The 15978-nt window shown below is 75.0% G+C and carries 21 protein-coding genes and 1 pseudogene; 13 read left to right on the top strand and 9 right to left on the bottom strand.

Annotated elements, in window-relative coordinates; all coding sequences use genetic code 11:
* The first annotated feature begins 165 nt into the window (after nt 1–165).
* Nucleotides 166–330, top strand: coding sequence for a 50S ribosomal protein L33 (rpmG, locus tag ACRWNP_RS22460; protein ID WP_431964083.1), 165 nt, complete (start codon nt 166–168; stop codon nt 328–330).
* A gap of 50 nt (nt 331–380) precedes the next feature.
* A complete protein-coding gene (locus tag ACRWNP_RS22455; RefSeq protein ID WP_431964081.1) occupies nt 381–638 on the top strand; it encodes a type B 50S ribosomal protein L31 in 258 nt (85 codons plus the stop codon).
* A gap of 25 nt (nt 639–663) precedes the next feature.
* On the opposite strand, the gene ACRWNP_RS22450 is transcribed toward ACRWNP_RS22455, so the two are convergent.
* From ACRWNP_RS22450 to ACRWNP_RS22435, 4 genes and pseudogenes are all read right to left on the bottom strand, one after another.
* A complete protein-coding gene (locus ACRWNP_RS22450) occupies nt 664–1062 on the bottom strand; it encodes a PTS fructose transporter subunit IIA (protein ID WP_431964079.1) in 399 nt (132 codons plus the stop codon).
* Complete coding sequence (dhaL, locus tag ACRWNP_RS22445) at nt 1059–1730, bottom strand: dihydroxyacetone kinase subunit DhaL (RefSeq protein WP_431964077.1); 672 nt, start codon at nt 1728–1730, stop codon at nt 1059–1061. Before dhaL ends, ACRWNP_RS22450 begins: the two co-directional genes overlap by 4 nt.
* Before the next feature lie 24 nt (nt 1731–1754).
* Nucleotides 1755–2747, bottom strand: a complete 993-nt coding sequence (gene dhaK / locus ACRWNP_RS22440; protein WP_431964075.1) for a dihydroxyacetone kinase subunit DhaK — start codon at nt 2745–2747, stop codon at nt 1755–1757.
* A 53-nt stretch (nt 2748–2800) separates the two neighbouring features.
* Nucleotides 2801–3577 (bottom strand): annotated as a pseudogene (locus ACRWNP_RS22435) (GntR family transcriptional regulator).
* Between the two features lie 216 nt (nt 3578–3793).
* Here ACRWNP_RS22435 and ACRWNP_RS22430 point away from each other — a divergent pair.
* The 11 genes from ACRWNP_RS22430 to ACRWNP_RS22380 all read left to right on the top strand — a co-directional run bounded on the left by ACRWNP_RS22430 (nt 3794) and on the right by ACRWNP_RS22380 (nt 13152).
* Nucleotides 3794–4558, top strand: coding sequence for a LamB/YcsF family protein (locus tag ACRWNP_RS22430; protein ID WP_431964073.1), 765 nt, complete (start codon nt 3794–3796; stop codon nt 4556–4558).
* A complete protein-coding gene (locus tag ACRWNP_RS22425) occupies nt 4555–5184 on the top strand; it encodes a 5-oxoprolinase subunit B family protein (RefSeq protein WP_431964071.1) in 630 nt (209 codons plus the stop codon). The genes ACRWNP_RS22430 and ACRWNP_RS22425 overlap by 4 nt, the downstream gene beginning before the upstream one ends.
* Nucleotides 5181–6044, top strand: a complete 864-nt coding sequence (locus tag ACRWNP_RS22420; RefSeq protein ID WP_431964069.1) for a biotin-dependent carboxyltransferase family protein — start codon at nt 5181–5183, stop codon at nt 6042–6044. Before ACRWNP_RS22425 ends, ACRWNP_RS22420 begins: the two co-directional genes overlap by 4 nt.
* Before the next feature lie 391 nt (nt 6045–6435).
* Nucleotides 6436–6930 carry a fluoride efflux transporter FluC gene (locus ACRWNP_RS22415; RefSeq protein WP_431964067.1) on the top strand — a complete coding sequence of 165 codons (495 nt, stop codon included), beginning with the start codon at nt 6436–6438 and terminating at the stop codon, nt 6928–6930.
* Entirely contained in the window at nt 6927–7274 is a 348-nt protein-coding gene (locus tag ACRWNP_RS22410) for a DUF190 domain-containing protein (protein ID WP_431964065.1), read from the top strand. The genes ACRWNP_RS22415 and ACRWNP_RS22410 overlap by 4 nt, the downstream gene beginning before the upstream one ends.
* Nucleotides 7271–7645 (top strand): fluoride efflux transporter CrcB, encoded by a 375-nt coding sequence (gene crcB / locus ACRWNP_RS22405; protein WP_431964063.1) that lies wholly within the window; start codon nt 7271–7273, stop codon nt 7643–7645. The genes ACRWNP_RS22410 and crcB overlap by 4 nt, the downstream gene beginning before the upstream one ends.
* Nucleotides 7646–7819: 174 nt before the next feature.
* On the top strand, nt 7820–8275 hold the full coding sequence (locus ACRWNP_RS22400; protein WP_431964061.1) for an SPW repeat domain-containing protein: 456 nt from the start codon (nt 7820–7822) through the stop codon (nt 8273–8275).
* A 139-nt stretch (nt 8276–8414) separates the two neighbouring features.
* Complete coding sequence (locus ACRWNP_RS22395) at nt 8415–9281, top strand: oxygenase MpaB family protein (RefSeq protein ID WP_431964059.1); 867 nt, start codon at nt 8415–8417, stop codon at nt 9279–9281.
* A gap of 81 nt (nt 9282–9362) precedes the next feature.
* Entirely contained in the window at nt 9363–11402 is a 2040-nt protein-coding gene (locus ACRWNP_RS22390) for a tetratricopeptide repeat protein (RefSeq protein ID WP_431964057.1), read from the top strand.
* 150 nt (nt 11403–11552) lie between these two features.
* A complete protein-coding gene (locus tag ACRWNP_RS22385) occupies nt 11553–12371 on the top strand; it encodes a universal stress protein (protein ID WP_431964055.1) in 819 nt (272 codons plus the stop codon).
* A gap of 82 nt (nt 12372–12453) precedes the next feature.
* On the top strand, nt 12454–13152 hold the full coding sequence (locus tag ACRWNP_RS22380) for an alpha/beta fold hydrolase (RefSeq protein WP_431964054.1): 699 nt from the start codon (nt 12454–12456) through the stop codon (nt 13150–13152).
* On the opposite strand, the gene ACRWNP_RS22375 is transcribed toward ACRWNP_RS22380, so the two are convergent.
* The 5 genes from ACRWNP_RS22375 to ACRWNP_RS22355 all read right to left on the bottom strand — a co-directional run bounded on the left by ACRWNP_RS22375 (nt 13121) and on the right by ACRWNP_RS22355 (nt 15971).
* Complete coding sequence (locus ACRWNP_RS22375) at nt 13121–13543, bottom strand: rhodanese-like domain-containing protein (protein ID WP_431964052.1); 423 nt, start codon at nt 13541–13543, stop codon at nt 13121–13123. The genes ACRWNP_RS22380 and ACRWNP_RS22375 overlap by 32 nt on opposite strands.
* A 111-nt stretch (nt 13544–13654) precedes the next feature.
* Nucleotides 13655–13918 carry a hypothetical protein gene (locus tag ACRWNP_RS22370; RefSeq protein ID WP_431964050.1) on the bottom strand — a complete coding sequence of 88 codons (264 nt, stop codon included), beginning with the start codon at nt 13916–13918 and terminating at the stop codon, nt 13655–13657.
* A 298-nt stretch (nt 13919–14216) separates the two neighbouring features.
* Nucleotides 14217–14756, bottom strand: coding sequence for a chloramphenicol phosphotransferase CPT (gene cpt / locus ACRWNP_RS22365; protein ID WP_431964048.1), 540 nt, complete (start codon nt 14754–14756; stop codon nt 14217–14219).
* Nucleotides 14757–14793: 37 nt separating this feature from the next.
* A complete protein-coding gene (locus ACRWNP_RS22360; protein WP_431964046.1) occupies nt 14794–15459 on the bottom strand; it encodes a phosphotransferase in 666 nt (221 codons plus the stop codon).
* The gene (locus ACRWNP_RS22355) at nt 15450–15971 is read right to left on the bottom strand and encodes an isochorismatase family protein (RefSeq protein WP_431964044.1); all 522 of its coding nucleotides are present in this window, start codon (nt 15969–15971) and stop codon (nt 15450–15452) included. Before ACRWNP_RS22355 ends, ACRWNP_RS22360 begins: the two co-directional genes overlap by 10 nt.
* Between the last annotated feature and the right edge of the window lie 7 nt (nt 15972–15978).

Here is a 15978-nt window from a genome sequence, read left to right as displayed (position 1 = left end):
GGTCGAGCAGGTCGTCCGGGTCTGGTCCTGTCGCCGGTGCGGGACACCCCTGTGTCCATCCTCGCCGCACCGGGCGGGGAACGGAGGGAATGGACGAGGGTGCCCCCGTGTTGAACCGCACGTCCGACGAAAACGAAAACCATTATGGAGCAGAGAGGGCCCCGCATGGCACGCAGTGAGCAGCGCCCGGTGATCACGCTCCGGTCGACCGCCGGCACCGGCACGACCTACGTGACCCGCAAGAACCGGCGCAACGACCCGGACCGCATGGTCCTGAGCAAGTACGACCCCGCCGTCGGCCGTCACGTGACGTTCCGCGAGGAGCGCTGACACCGGCCAAGGCCGCCGTCCCCCGTCCCTTCCGCAGTCTGGAGCACGCCGTGCAGCACACGATCCACCCCGCCTACCGTCCGGTCGTCTTCCGCGACCGCAGCGCGGACCACGCCTTCCTCACCCGCTCCACGATGACCAGCGAGAAGACCGTCGTCTGGGAGGACGGGAACACCTACCCGGTGGTCGACGTGGAGATCTCCTCCGCGAGTCACCCGTTCTACACCGGTAACGCCCGCGTCATGGACACCGCCGGACGCGTCGAGCGTTTCGAGCGCCGGTACGGGACCGGCGCCCGCCGGGGCTGAGCCCCGCCCGCGGCCGCGGTGCCGCTCAGGTCTTGCGGTACGTGTACGCGTCCTGAGCCGCCGCGGCAACGGCGTCCAGGTCGGCGCCCGCGGACGCGGTGACCACCGCGGCCACCGCGCCCTCGGCGAACGGCGCGTCGACCAGCCGGGTGCCGGGCGGCAGCTCGTCCTCGTCTGCCAGCAGCGTCTTCACCGTCAGGACCGCGCTGCCCAGGTCGGCGATGACGGCGACGCCGTCGCCCTCGGCCACCGAGTGCGCGGCGGCGGCGATCTTCGCGGCGTCCGTGCCGAGCCCGCCGTCGGGCGCGCCGCCCGCCGCTGCCACCGGTACACGCGCACCACCGCCGCTGAGGCCGGTCGCCATACGGGCGACCGACTCGGCGACCTCGGCGCTGTGCGACACCAGCACCACCCCGACCGTCATGCCGCGTCCTCCTTTGTGGATCCGGCCAGCACGCCGATCAGGAGCGCCGAGGACGTCGCACCCGGGTCCTGGTGCCCGATGCTGCGTTCCCCCAGGTAGCTCGCCCGCCCCTTGCGGGCCTGCATCGGCACGGTCGCCAGCGCGCCCTCGTCGGCGGCGATCGCGGCCGCCGACAGCGCCTCCGTGAGTCCGGCGCCCTTGTCCAGGGCGAAGGTCAGCGCCTCCACCGCCGGCGCCAGCGCGTCCAGCATCGTCTTGTCGCCCTGCGCCGCGCCGCCCAGCTGCGCCACGCCGTCGACCCCCTCCCGCAGCGCCTGCGCGAACTGCTCCGGCGCCACTCGGTGGGCGTCGCCCAGGGCCTTGCCCGCCTTGCGCAGCAGCGTGCCGTACAACGGTCCCGAGGCCCCGCCGACCGTACTGATCAGCTGCCGCCCGACCAGCACCAGCACGCCGCCGGGGGTGTCCGGCGGCTCCTTCTCCACCGCGGTGCGCGCCGCGATGAAACCGCGCCGCATGTTCGCGCCGTGGTCGGCGTCCCCGATGGGGGAGTCCAGCTCCGTGAGCCGGTCCGCCTCGCGCTCGATCACCGAGGCCGCGGCGGTGAGCCAACGGCGGAGGAAGGCCGTGTCGATCGCCTGGCCCGCTCCGGTGGACGATGCCTCGCTCATCTCTCCCGCTCTCCTCAACCTCGCTCAGGCGCCCCAGCGCAGGCCCGGCGTGCTCACCGGCGCGTCCCACAGCCGCAGCAGTTCCTCGTCCACCTGGCACAGGGACACCGACGCACCCGCCATGTCCAGCGACGTCACGTAGTTGCCGACCAGTGTGCGGGCCACTGTCACGCCGCGCGCCCCGAGCACGCGGTGCACCTCGGCGTTGAACCCGTACAGCTCCAGCAGCGGCGTCCCGCCCATGCCGTTCACCAGCAACAGCACCGGACCGTCCGGGCGCAGGTCGTCCAGGACGGCGTCGACGGCGACCTCCGCGATCTCGCCCGAGGTCATCATCGCCCGCCGCTCACGGCCCGGCTCGCCGTGGATGCCGATGCCCAGCTCCAGTTCCCCCGCCGGCAGGTCGAAGGTGGGCGCTCCCTTGGCCGGGGTGCTGACCGCGGTCAGTGCCACGCCGAAGCTGCGCGAGAGCTCGTTCACGCGCCGCGCGACCGCCTCGACGCGCTCCAGCGGCGCCCCCTCGTCGGCCAGCGCGCCCGCGATCTTCTCCACGAAGAGCGTGGCGCCGGTGCCGCGACGTCCCGCCGTGTAGAGGCTGTCGGTCACGGCGACGTCGTCGTTGACGACGACCTTGGCGACCATGATCCCCTCGTCCTCGGCCAGCTCGGCGGCCATGTCGAAGTTCAGCACGTCACCGGTGTAGTTCTTCACGATGAACAGCACCCCGGCCCCGCTGTCCACCGCCGCCGCGGCCCGCACCATCTGGTCCGGGACGGGGGAGGTGAACACCTCGCCCGGGCACGCGGCGTCGAGCATCCCCCTTCCCACGAACCCGCCGTGCAGCGGTTCGTGCCCGGACCCGCCGCCGGAGACCAGTCCGACCTTCCCCGGCACCGGCGCGTCCCGGCGCACGATCAACCGGTTCTCCACGTCCACGATCAGCTCGGGATGCGCGGCCGCGAACCCCCGCAGCGCGTCGGCCACCACGGTCTCCGGGACATTGATCAGCATCTTCATCGAACGGCTCCGTCCAAAGGCTGGGTCTGGCGGTGCTGCGCTGTCACATCAGCCTACAAATCCGCCGCGCCGTGGGCAGTCCCGATGACGTCACGAGTCTCGTGTGCACCGTGCACTGGGCTGTCGCGGCCCGCCCCGTCCGGGACGAGCGGGGCGTACCGGCGGACGAGCCGTGCCTCGGCGCGGTCGAGGTAGGACGCCAGCAGCGACTCGGCCGTCGCCGGGTCGGCCGCCTCCAGGGCGGAGAGGATCGCCCGGTTGCCGCCCAGACAAGGCTCGTGGAACTCCCGCGGGTCCTTCCATCGCGTGGAAGGCCAGGCGCAGCTCCGCGAGCACGCCCGTCATGAGCCCGGTCAGCCGGGCGCTGCCCGCAAGGTCGACCAGCGCCTGGTGGAAGTGGATGTCGGCCGCGCCGGGCTCGCGCCACCGCTGCCCGGCGGCGGCCCGCTCGCCCTCCGCCACGGCGTCCCCGGCCGCGGTCAGGTCGTACGGCGGGGCCCCGAGGCCGCGGATCACGGAGCACTCACCAGGCGCCGCACCCGGTGGATGTCGATGACGTCCCCGGCCGTCAGCACCCGGACGAAGACCCCGCGGTCGAGCTCGTGCACCAGCAGCTTCTCGTGCGTCAGCAGCCGGAACGCCTCACGGAGGGTGTTGCGGGACACCCCCAGCGCCCCGGCGACGACGTCCTCGGCGAGCTTGCCGCCCGGAGGCAGGTCGCCCTCGGAGATCCGGCCGCGCAGTACGGCGGCGACCCGGTCGGCGGTGCTGGAACGCGCCGGCAGCACGCGGTCGCCCGCGAGGACCGCCGGATCCACCTCGGCTGCCATCGTCGGCGCCCCTCTCGCTCCGAGCCGGGCCGCGGGCTCGCGGCGCGGGCTCGGTCAAACGGAGAGCGGGGGACAGGACAACAGGACCCTTGTCGGATTGTTGAACGGGAATCTACGGTGATCGGGCGCCGGGACCCGCTCGCCACCGGCACGCCGGACACCGGAGCTCGCGTCGCCCGACCGGACGCGGCCCTTTTCGAGGAGCTCGCCGTACCGATGACAGACCTCGTGATCGACCTCAACGCGGACCTGGGGGAGGGCTACGGGCGGTGGGTCCTCACCGATGACGAGGCTCTGCTGTCCGTGGTGACCAGCGCCAACGTCGCCTGCGGCTTCCACGCGGGAGACCCCGGCATCATGCGCCGGGTGTGCGACACCGCGGCCCGGCGCGGGGTGCGCATCGGCGCCCAGGTCTCCTACCGCGACCTGGCGGGCTTCGGCCGCCGGGCGATGGAGGTGCCCGCCGACGAACTGGCCGACGAGATCACCTACCAGATCGGCGCGCTGGAGGTCTTCGCCCGCGCCGCCGGCGCGCAGGTGGCGTACGTGAAACCGCACGGGGCCCTCTACAACAAGGTCGTCGTCGACGACGAGCAGGCCGCCGCCGTCGCCGCGGGCGCCCGGCGGGCCGATCCGGGACTGCCGGTGCTCTGCCTGCCGGGCTCGGCCATGGAGCGCGCCGCCCTGCGGGCCGGGCTGGACGTGGTGGGGGAGGCCTTCGCCGACCGCGCCTACACCGCCGCCGGCACGCTCGTCCCGCGCGGCACCTCGGGCGCCCTCATCGCCGATCCCCACGAGGTCACCCGGCAGGCGGTCGCCCTCGCCCGCGACGGCGTCACCACCGCCGTGACCGGCGAACCGGTCACGGTACGGGCGCGGTCGCTGTGCCTGCACGGCGACTCCCCGGACGCCGTGGCCACGGCCCTGCGGGTGCGGGCCGCGCTCCAGGACGCGGGCGTGCGGCTGGAGGCGTTCGCATGAGGGTCCTCACGGTCGGTGAGGACGCGCTCCTGATCGACCTGGCCACCCCCGAGGAGGCGCGGTCCTGGCACGCCGAGCTCCTGCGCCGCCGCGCCGGGGGCAGCCTCGGGCCGGTGCGCGAGATCGTCCCCGGCGAGCGGACCGTGCTGCTGTACGGGGTGCCGGACGCCGCCGCGCTCCGCACCGAGCTGCGCGACTGGTCCGTCACGGCCCGGGCCGCCGGGAGCGGGCCCCTCGTGGAGATCCCCGTGCGCTACGACGGGCCCGACCTCGCGGTGGTGGCCGAACGGTGGGGGGTGGCCGAGCAGGACGTGGCCGGGGTGCACAGCGGCGCCGAACACCGCGTCGCCTTCTGCGGGTTCGCCCCGGGCTTCGCCTACCTGACCGGCCTCGGCGAAGGGTACGGCGTGCCGCGCCGGGCCGAGCCGCGCACCTCGGTGCCGGCCGGCTCGGTCGCCGTCGCGGGCCACTACACCGGGATCTACCCGAGGAGTTCCCCGGGCGGCTGGCAACTGATCGGCACCACCTCCGTCCGCCTGTGGGACCTGGAACGCGAACCGGCCGCGCTGCTCGCGCCCGGCACCCGGGTGCGCTTCGTCCCCACGCCCGCGGGGGGCGGCGCATGAGCGGCGGCGGACTGCGGGTCGTCAGGGCCGGTGCGCTGACCACCGTCCAGGACCTCGGGCGGTACGGCCACGCCGCCCTCGGCGTGGCTCGCTCCGGTGCCCTGGACCGGACGGCCCACCGGCTGGCCAACCGCCTGGTGGGTAACGCCGACGGCGCCGCGACCCTGGAGACCACCCTGACCGGGGTGACCGTGCGGGTCACCCGCCCGGCCGTCGCCGCGGTCACCGGGGCCCCGGCACCGGTCCTGCTGGACGGCCGTCCCGCACCCTGGGGCAGCGCCGTGCGGCTGCCGGCCGGGGCGGTGCTGGAGGTCGGGCCCGCGACGCGGGGCGTGCGCAGTTACCTCGCGGTCGGCGGCGGCTTCGCCGTGCCCGCGGTGCTCGGCAGCCGCTCCACCGACCTGCTGTCCGGGCTGGGGCCCGCGCCGCTCAGGGACGGCGACGTGCTGCCGCTGGGCCCGGCGCCCGGGCTCCCCGTCCACGCCGACCTGGCTCCGCACGCCGGCCCGCCGCGGGAACTGGTGCTGCCGCTGCGGCTCGGGCCGCGCGACGACTGGTTCACGGCCGCCGCCCTGCGGACCCTCGCAGCGGGCCGCTTCCATGTGTCGGACCGCAGCAACCGCATCGCGCTGCGCACCACGGGGCCCACGCTGGAGCGCGCCGTCCACCGGGAACTGCCGAGCGAGGGCATGGTCGTGGGCGCCGTCCAAGTGCCGCCCGACGGCAGACCGGTGGTCTTCCTCGCCGATTCGCCCACCACCGGTGGCTACCCGGTCGTCGGCGTCGTCCCCGAGCGCGATCTGGCCGCGGCCGCGCAGGCCGTCCCGGGGCTCCCGGTGCGCTTCGTGCCCCAACGCTGAGGCCGGTCACGGCCCTTCCGGATTTACGTAACGCGTTCCACTATCCAGGTTCCGGTGGTCGCGGGTCCGCCTTCCCAGCAGGACGTCGATCCCAGCCCCCGCCGACCCGGACCTCCGCGCCCGCCCTCCACGGCAGGTCCGGGATCTCCACCACGTCCCGGCCGGCCATCGCCGCCGTACCCCCCTCGCCGGGTGCGAAGCCCCAGGGTGTCATCCCGGAACGGATCACATGGCCGGGAACCCGGGAGTACGATGTAGGCAGCGGTGGTCCCTCGTGACCGCCGCGCGGCGGTGGGGCCCGCCGTACCCGAACCGCGGTGAGGATGCCGCCAACGGTCCCTACTTGTGACTGAACGCGCCCGCAGCAGGGTGCCTCACGAGTAGGAGACCCATGACCTCACCAGCCCCCCTCCCCGCGATGACCGAGCCCGCCTCCCCCGACGTCGACCCGCAACCGCAGCCTCCCATGCCGCGATCCCCGCGGGTACGGGAACAGGCGCCCGTCGTAGCGGTGGTCGCGGTCGGCGGCGCGCTGGGGGCGTGCGGGCGCTACGGCGCGGGCCTGTTGTGGCCCACCGCGCCGGGCGCCTTCCCGTGGACCACGCTGGGCGTCAACGCGCTCGGCTGCGCCGTGATCGGCGTGTTCATGGTGGTCATCACCGAGGCGTGGTCCGCCCACCGGCTCGTGCGCCCCTTCTTCGGCACCGGCGTGCTCGGGGGCTTCACCACCTTCTCCACGTACGCCGTCGACATCCACGGCCTGGTCCAGGGCGGCCACGCCGGGGCCGGCCTGGCCTACCTCGCCGTCACACCGCTCATCGCGCTGGCCGCGGTGTGGGGCGCGGCGCACATGGCCCGCCGCCTGATCGCACGGAGGCAGACATGACACGGCTGCACGGCACCGCGCTGCGGCTGACGATCCTGATCGGGGACAACGACACCTGGCACCACAAGCCGCTGTGCTCCGAGATCACCCGCCGCGCCCACGAGGCAGGCCTGGCCGGGGCCAGCGTCTTCCACGGGGTCGAGGGCTTCGGTGCCTCCTCGCTCATCCACACCACCCGGCTGCTCTCGCTGACCGACAACCTTCCGGTGGCCGTCGTCATCGTCGACCACGAGGAGCGCATCCGCGCGTTCCTGCCGCAGCTCGACGAACTGGTCACCGAGGGGCTGGTCACCCTCGACGAGGTCGAGGTCATCCGCTACGTGGGACGGGGGAACCCCGGGTGAACTGGCTGCTCGTCATCGCCGGGGCCATGGTGGGGGCGCCGATGCGCTACCTCACGGACCGCGCCGTCCAGGCCCGGCACGACACCGTGTTCCCCTGGGGTACGTTCACCGTCAACGTGGTCGGCTGCGTCGTCCTGGGGCTGCTGTCCGGGGCGGTCACCTACGGCGCGGCCTCCCACTCGGTGCAGCTCCTGATCGGCACGGGTTTCTGCGGGGCGCTCACCACCTACTCGACCTTCTCCTACGAGACCCTGCGGCTGGCGGAGACCGGGGCGCGGTTCTTCGCCGTCGCGAACGTCGTCGCCAGCGTGGTCGCCGGGATGGGCGCGGCCTTCACCGGGGCCGCCGTGGCCCAGGCGATCTGGGCGTGAACCGCGTCCGGCAGCGGAAAGCCGCCGAACAGGACGTTCCGGGCAGTCCGCCTAAAATGAGAGGAGTCCACACTCCGGCCTGTCGCCCGGAGCGGAGGCGGGTGTGTTCCCCGCCGGCAAGCGCCTTGCGCGGCCGTGTGCCGGGCGACGCGGCTCCCACCGCGGGAGGGCACCATGTCCCTGGCTCAGCGTCCCGGCACCCGGATCCAGACGGCGGGCCACACCCAGACCCCACCGGCCGACGTCCGCGACTCGCTGTTCACGGCGCCCCTGCTGCTCATCGGCGGATGGCTGTTCGCCGCCGGATGGGCGCTGGCGTACCCCGACACGCCCATCGGCAACAACGTGCGGATCGTCGACCTCGTCTTCTCGACCATCGTCCTGCTCAACGCGATCGCGCGCGTGGCCCGGACCCGGGGGCCCGGTAGCGACGTCATCACCATCGTGTGCGGTGCCTGCCTGGTCGCCTCGCCGTTCGTCTTCGGCTACTTCGACGACCCGGGGGCCGGTCTCGCGCCCCTCAACCAGATCGTCACGGGTGCGAGCCTGATCGTCCTCGGCGCGGTCAGCCTGGCCCTGATCGAGCGACGGCACCCCCGCCCGCCGGGTGAGGCCGCGCCCGCTCGCTGACGCGCCGGCGCGAGAGGGCCGCGCGGGGCAGACCCGGCGCCCCGCGCGGCCCTATGCTCGGCGCTGCGGGCGCCGGGCCGGAGGCCGCCGTCCCGGCTCCGGACGGGCCGACCGTGGCGCACGGCGACAGGAGGCTGCGATGCGCGACGCCGACCCCGGGCTCTTCGGGCCCGCCTCGGTCACCTGGCAGATGCACGGCGACCCCATGATGTGGATCGCCGGCGTACGGGCGCTGTACCTGCAGGCGCTGCACCCCCGCGCGGTGCGCGGCGTCACGCAGAACTCGGACTTCCGTCACGACGCGTGGGGCCGTCTGCTGCGCACCGCGGACTTCGTCGGCACCATCACCTACGGCACCACACTGGAGGCCGAACGGGCCGGGGCCAAGGTACGCGGCATCCACCGTCGGCTGTCCGTGACCGACCCGGACAGCGGCGAGCGCGTCCCCGTCGACGACCCCGATCTGCTGCTGTGGGTGCACTGCGCGGAGATCGACTCCTACCTGACGGTCGCACGGGGCTCCGGCTTCCCCCTGTCCGACGCGCAGGCCGACGCCTACGTCGCCGAACAGCGCGAGGCCGCGCGGCTGGTGGGCCTGGACCCCGCGGAGGTCCCCGACGACACCGAGTCGCTCGCCGCCTACTTCGAGAAGGTGCGGCCCGAGCTGGCCGCCACCCCCGAGGCCCAGGAGGTCCTCGCCTTCCTGCAGGAACCGCCCGTGCCCCGGGCGCTGCTGCCCCTGCGGTCCGCCGTGTGGGGCCGGGCCGCCGCACTGGCCTACGCCGCGCTGCCGCCCTTCGCCCACGAGTTGTACGGGCGGCCCGCCCCGGCCGTCCCCGTCACGGGGCGACGGCTGCGCGGCACAGGCCTGCTGCTGCGCACGATCCCCTGCTTCGTGCGCTGGCAGCTGCCCCCCGGGCACATCCTCAAGGCGGTCGGACGTCTCGGCCCCGGCACGCACCCGTCCGCCTACCGGCTGCGCGAACAGGCGCGTTCCCGCGGTTGACGGCGGGCCCCGGCGGGTCCCCAAGCGCACCCTCCGCGGCCATACTGGGTGCGGGGAGAGGCGGACGACCGGGGGCGGCGCATGACGGCGGGTCAGCACGACGGGGGAAGACTGCTGCGCGAGCGCTACCGGCTGCGGGAGCGCATCGGGCGCGGCGGCATGGGCGAGGTCTGGAAGGCGCTGGACGAGGCACTGGGCCGGGAGGTCGCGGTCAAGTGCCTGAAGCCGACGAGCCCTTCGCTGGACCCGTCCGTCCACCGGGTGCTGCGGGAGCGGTTCCGCCGGGAGGCACGCGTCGCGGCGTCGCTCCAGCACCGCGGCATCACCGTCGTCCACGACTTCGGCGAGAGCGAGGGCGTGCTCTTCCTCGTCATGGAGCTGCTCGACGGCCGCAACCTGCGGCAGCTGCTCGGTGACAACGAGGGCCGCCCGCTGCCCCTCCCCGACGTCACCGACGTCGCGGGGCAGATCGCGGCCGCCCTCGCGTACACCCATGTGCGGGGCATCGTGCACCGCGACCTGAAGCCGGCGAACGTCATGCGGCTCGCCGACGGCGACGTGAAGATCTGCGACTTCGGCATCGCCCGCCTCGGCCACGACATCGGCTTCACCTCGCGGCTGACCGGCACCGGGGTCGCCATGGGCAGCCCGCACTACATGTCGCCGGAGCAGATCGGCGGCGAGGACGGGATCGACCACCGCAGCGACCTGTACTCGCTCGGCTGCGTGCTCTACGAGATCGCCACCGGCGCCCCGCCCTTCGACCTCGACGACACCTGGGCGGTCCTCGTCGGCCACCGCGACACCCCGCCCCGGCCGCCGCGCGAGCACCGGCCCGACCTGCCGGGTGAACTGGAGCAGCTCGTCCTCGACCTGCTCGCCAAGAGCCCGGAGGACCGCCCGCAGAGCGCCGCCGACGTGGCCGGCCGGCTCAAGACGCTCCGGGACGGCGGGCACGGCGGCGTCCGCCCCGAGCCCGGTCTGCCCTCCTGGGCACGCCGTCTGGAGCTGCAGTCCGGGGCGCCCAGCGCGCACGGAGCCGGGGCCCTGGCGAGCCGGCACACCGCGGCCGTCGGACTCGCCCGGCTGGGCCGCTGGTCCGAGGCCGAGCGGTCGCACCGCGCCGTCGCCGAGGAGCGCGAGCGGCTGCTCGGCGCGACCCATCCCGACACCCTCACCAGCCGCTACGAACTCGCCCTGTGCCTCAGCCGCGGCGGCCGCCACGCGGAGGCGCTGCGCGCGTACGAGGAGGTGGCCGCGGCCCGGGCGCGGGCCCTGGGCGCCGACCATCCCGGCACGCTCGCCGCCCGCCAGGAGGCCGCCTACGTCCTGGGCCGGCTCGGCCGCCACAAGGAGGCCCGCCAGGGGTACGCCGCGGTGCTCGCCGTCCGCGAACGGCGGCAGGGCACCGACCACCCCGACACCCTGCACTGCCGGCACAACCTCGCTGTCACGCTCGGGCGGCTCGGCCGTACGCAGGAGGCGTACACCTTGGCAGCCCAGGTCGCGGACTCCCGTACCCGCGTCCTGGGCCCCGCCCACACCGACACGCTCGGCACGCGCTGCGAGGTCGGCCACCTGCTCGGGCTCCTCGACCGCTGGCCGGAGGCCCGCGCCACCTACGCCCACGTCGCCGCGACCCGGGCGGGACTGCTGGGCGCCGACCACCCGGACACCCTCGCCGCCCGCCACGAACTGGGGATCTGCCTGGGGCGGATGGGGCTCGGCGCCGAGGCCCACGAGCTCTACACCGACCTCGTCGCCCTCCGCACCCGCGTTTCAGGCCCCGCCCACCCCGACACCCTCCGCGCCCGGCACGGCCTCGGGGTGAACCTCGGGCGCCTGGGCCACTGGCGGGACGCCCTCGCCGAGGCCCGCGACGTCGCGGCGGTCCGCACCCGCGTGCTCGGCGCGGAGCACCCGGACACGCTCGTCAGCCGCCGCGAGATCGCCGTCGCCCTGGGCTGGCTGGGCGACTGGCGCGAGGCCCTGATTCTCCACGAGGCCGTGGCGGAGGCCCGCGGCCGGGTCCTGGGCCCGGATCACCCGGACACGGTGGCGAGCGGTGAGGACTGTGCGCGCTGCCGTGCGCGGCTGGGCCTGCGCGACCGACCCGGTTAAGGGGTGGCCGAGCGGTGCGACGAGCACGTCGGCTCCGTGACCGCACGGGGAGGGCCACGCACCGCCCGTGTGACGGCGGGTCCGCCCCGCCGGGGCGCCGCGCGGGGCGGCGGCGCCTACTGTGGAGGCGAGGCGAGGGAGGCACATCCGATGACCCGACCCGTCACCGTGGGCCTGGACGGCTCGCCGGAGAGCCGCGCCGCCATGTACTGGGCGGCGGGGGAGGCGCTGCGGCGATCGGTGCAGCTGCGCCTGGTGCACGCCGGGGGACACCCGTACGGCGACGCGATGGTGCGCGACGCCGCACAGGAGCTCGCCGAGCGCCACCCCGACCTGCCCGTGACGACCGACGTGGCCGACGGCCCGCCGGCGGAGCTGCTGGTCGCGGAGGCGGGGCGCAGCGAACTGCTGGCGCTGGGCTCACAGGGGCTGAGTGGGCTCAGCGGCTTTCTCCTCGGTGCGGTCGGGCAGATGACGCTGGCCCGCGCGGAAGGCCCCGTCGTGGTCGTCCGCTCCGGTCAGGAGGAGGCCGACGACGACCGGCGGCCCGTGGTGCTCGGCTTCAGCCTGCGGAAGGGGGCCGAGGAGGTGATCGCCTTCGCGGTGGAGGACGCGCGGCGGCGCGAGGCGCGGCTTCGGGTCGTCCACGCGTGGTCGTACCCGCCGACCTACGGCTACGTCCCCGCAGCCATGGACCCCACGTGCGGCGCGGAGATCTTCGCGGCGGAGCGGCACGCGGTGCAGGCCGCCCTGCTGCCGTGGCGGGAGACGGCGCCCGGGGTGGAGATCACGGTGGAGGTCGCCGCGGGCAACGCCGCGCAGCCTCTGGTGGACGCGGCGGCCGGGGCCTCGCTGCTGGTCGTCGGCCGGTGCCGGAACCGGCACGGCGGCGTCGGTCCGCACCTGGGCCCCGTGGCGGCCGCGGTGCTGCACCACGCGGCCTGCCCGGTGGCCGTCGTCCCGCACTGAAAAGCGCTGACGGCCGGGGCCCGACCGGGACGGCCGTCGCCCGGACGAGTGACATCCGCCGCCGGCGGGTAGCGTCGCCCGCGTGAGCGATCTCCGCACCCTGCACGTGAACGGCATCCGGATGGCCTACCGCACCTGGGGCGAACCGGACGCGCCGCCGCTCGTCCTGCTCCACGGACGCGGCTCGGACGGCGCCGACTGGCAACCGGTCGCGCCCGCGCTGGCCGCGACCCACCGGGTGTACGCCCCCGACCTGCGCGGCCACGGGGCCAGCGACTGGCCGGGCGAGTACGCCTTCGAGGCCATGCGGGACGACGTCGTGGCGTTCCTGGACACCCTCGGCCCGGAACCGGTGTCGTTGGCCGGGCATTCGATGGGCGCGGTCGTCGCCTACCTGGTGGCGGCGGAGCGGTCGCGCCGGCTGACCGCCCTCGTCCTGGAGGAGCCCGTGCCGCCGGACCCCGAGGTGCCGCCGCGGGTCGTGCCGTCCGGCCCCGAGGGCGACGAGCCCTGCGACTGGCGGGTCATCGCGGCCGTCAACCGCTGGCGCAACGCCCCCGACCCCGGCTGGTGGGACCTGCTGGCGACGATCGACTGCCCCACCCTCGTCCTCGCCGGCGGAGCGGGCAGCCACATCCCGCAGGACGGGATCGCGGCCGTCGCGGCCCGGGTGCCGGGGGCGCGGCTGGTGACCCTGGAGGCGGGGCACCTGGTCCACCAGGAGCGCCCGGCGGACTTCCTCGCCGAGGTCAGGGCGTTCCTTCCGGCGTCCCACCCCTGACCGGCAGCCCGGCCCGCTGCCACGCCTGGAAACCGCCCTCCAGATCGGTGGCCCGGGTCAGGCCGACGTCCAGCAGCGAGGCGGCGGCCAGGCTGGAGGTGTAGCCCTCGGAGCACGCCACGATCCAGCGCACGCCCGGACCGGTGGCCTCGGGGACGCGAGCGTCGCTCAGCGGGTCCAGCCGCCATTCGAGGACGTTGCGCTCGATCACCATCGCGTCCGGGAACTCGCCCTCCAGAGCCCGCTGCGCCGCCGGGCGGATGTCGACCAGCAGCGCCTCACCTGCGGCGATCTCGGCCGCCGCGTCCTCGGGCCCGACCCGTTGCAGGCGGGCCCGGGCGCGGTAGAGCAGCCGGTCGATGCCGGACCTGACGGTGGTGGACGGATTCATCGGACGGCCTCCGGAGCGGTCGTGGACACGGACGCGGTCACGGACAGGGCGCGTGACAGGGCGCGTGACAGGGGGACGGCGCGGGCACCGCGGGGGGCTCCGGCTCGTCCGTCAGCACGGTACGCGTGCGGCGCGGGGAGCGCGCGTCGCCGACCGCGTAATGGGACAGCGCCTTGGGGGTGGCGAGTACGTGTGCACGCTCACCGCGGGCGTGGCGGCCGCGCCGCCGCCTGCGGCGAGTTCACGGGTCGCGACGCGGTCGTGGCCCCGGTCGGTGAGCGTACCGCCGACGACGGTCAGGGCACCGAGCGAACCCGCGTGGTCGTGCAGCTCCGTGGAGGTGCCGCGCGGCCAGGTGATCAGCCAGACGCCCACACAGGGGTCCTGGTGCAGGCGTGTGCCGGCGGCGGTCGGGCAGGTGGACGGCCGAGGTGGACGCGGGCTCGACGGCGGCGTAGCCGCGGACCAGTGCGCGCGGTTGGGGGAGGACGAGCGGGGTGGGGCCGCTCGCCGGGTCGTGCAGGGCCATGGGAGCAGCCCCGGCGACAGCCCCGGGCGAAGTGCTGCGCACGGCGTCCCGGCCACAGGGGGCCCGGGTTCCAGAGGTGCAGGCGCATGCCGCCACGAAAGCACAGGCCCCGCCGTTCCGTAGCGGTCACGGCCGTCACATGGGTCACACATGAGCGGCGATGATCCGCGCGCACTCCATCGACTCGGTGTGTGTCGTGTCCACTTCGATGTCGTAGACGACGCCCTGGTGAACCGCCTCAGCCTGCGCCGCGGCCATGCCCGCCATCCGGTCGCCCCGGGCGGTCTCCCGGCCGGCCGCCACCTCGGGCGCACAGCGGACGCCGACCCAGAGCACCTGAAGGCCGTCCAGGGCCCGCCGCCAGCGCTCCTGCGAGGCGGGACCGCCGAGGAACACCTCGTCGACGACCACCCGGGCACCGGCCCGCGCCATGGCGGCGATGCCGGCCGCCCAGGCCTCGTCCAGGGCCCGGAAGGCTTCGCCGACCGACACGCCGCCGTCGGCACCGAAGCCGATGCCCGCGCCGGACCCGGAGCCGCGCAGCCCGGCGGGGAGACCGTCGACGAGCGTGTCCGTGCCGAACGTCAGCCACGTCTCCGGCAGCAGCACCGCCTGCAGGCACCGCGCGATGCCCGACTTGCCAGAGCTTGAGCCGCCGTTGAGTACGATCACCTGGTGGTCCATCGCGCCAGGCTAGGCGGCCGTCCCGCCGGTCCGCGAGTCAATTGCCGCCCGGTGCGCGGCGGGCGAAGCGCCTGAGCCGTCGTTCTTCCACGGGCAGCAGGCGCGGGTCCGCCAGGCGGGCCGTGATCGCCTCGGCCATGCGCGGGGCGGGGTCCGCAGCGCAGGCGCGCAGGAAGCCGGCGAGGAACACCCGCAGTCCGGCGCTCCGCGCCCGGCTCAGGACGACGCCGCGCAGGATGGCGACGGTGAGCGCGGCGTCGATGGCAGGGTCGCCGGCCGCCGCGTTGCTCCAGTCGATCAGCACCGGGCCGTCCGGGGTGAGGATCACGTTCTCCGGGTGCAGGTCCAGGTGGAGGACGCGATCGGAGCCGGGACCCCCACCGGCGTAGCGGCGCGGGAGCCAGCCCGGTGCCGGGACGGCGTGCACGGAGGCCTGCAGCGCCGCCAGCAGACCGCCGTGGGCGTACGCCCGCCAGGGCCTGCGGGCCAGGTCCTGGGCCATCGTGGGACCCGTGAGGCGGTCCATGACGAGGTCAGCGCCGGTCACGTCGTGTACCCGCGGCACGGCGACCCCGAGGCCGGCCAGATGGGCCATCAGCCGCGCCTCCTCTCCGGCGGCACGCCCGTGCCGGTAGCGGCGCAGGACCCGCACGCCGTCGAGGGCGTAGACGTCGGCCTCGCGACCCGCGCCGATCAGCTCCACAGCGCCTTCGCCAGCTCCGCGGCCGGCGCCACGGTCCCGAAGCGCGGGAGGGAGAGCGTCACGGCGGCCTCGTGCTCCGCGCCGCTGAGAGCGGTCATCGCGTCCTCGGCGAAGTGGAGTTCGTACCCGTGGTCGGAGGCAGCGCGGGCCGTGGACTCGACGCCCATGTTCGTCGCGATGCCGGCGATCACGAGGGTGTCGACGCCGCGCGACCGCAACTCCCCGTCCAGGCCAGTGCCGTGGAAGGCGCCGACGGCCCGCTTGACGATCACCAGGTCGCCCTCCCGTTCCAGGCCCGCGACCAGTTCGCTCCCCGGCGGCTGCTCGTCGACCCCGGGGCGCTCCACGCGCACCAGCACGACCGGCGCCCCCGCCTCGCGGAAGACCGTCGCGAGTCCGAGCGAGGCCAGAACGACCTCTTCACCGGAGCGCGGGGCCAACGGCAGCTCCACGATGCGTTCCATCAGGTCGATCACTACAAGTGCGGTGCGCTGGGCGTCCAGATGCGTCATGGGCACA

It is taken from the genome of Actinacidiphila sp. bgisy160 (assembly GCF_965342435.1).
Classification (GTDB): Bacteria; Actinomycetota; Actinomycetes; order Streptomycetales; family Streptomycetaceae; genus Actinacidiphila.
The sequence above is the reverse complement of the archived record's forward strand: the minus strand, read 5'-3'. Positions and strand labels throughout refer to the sequence as shown.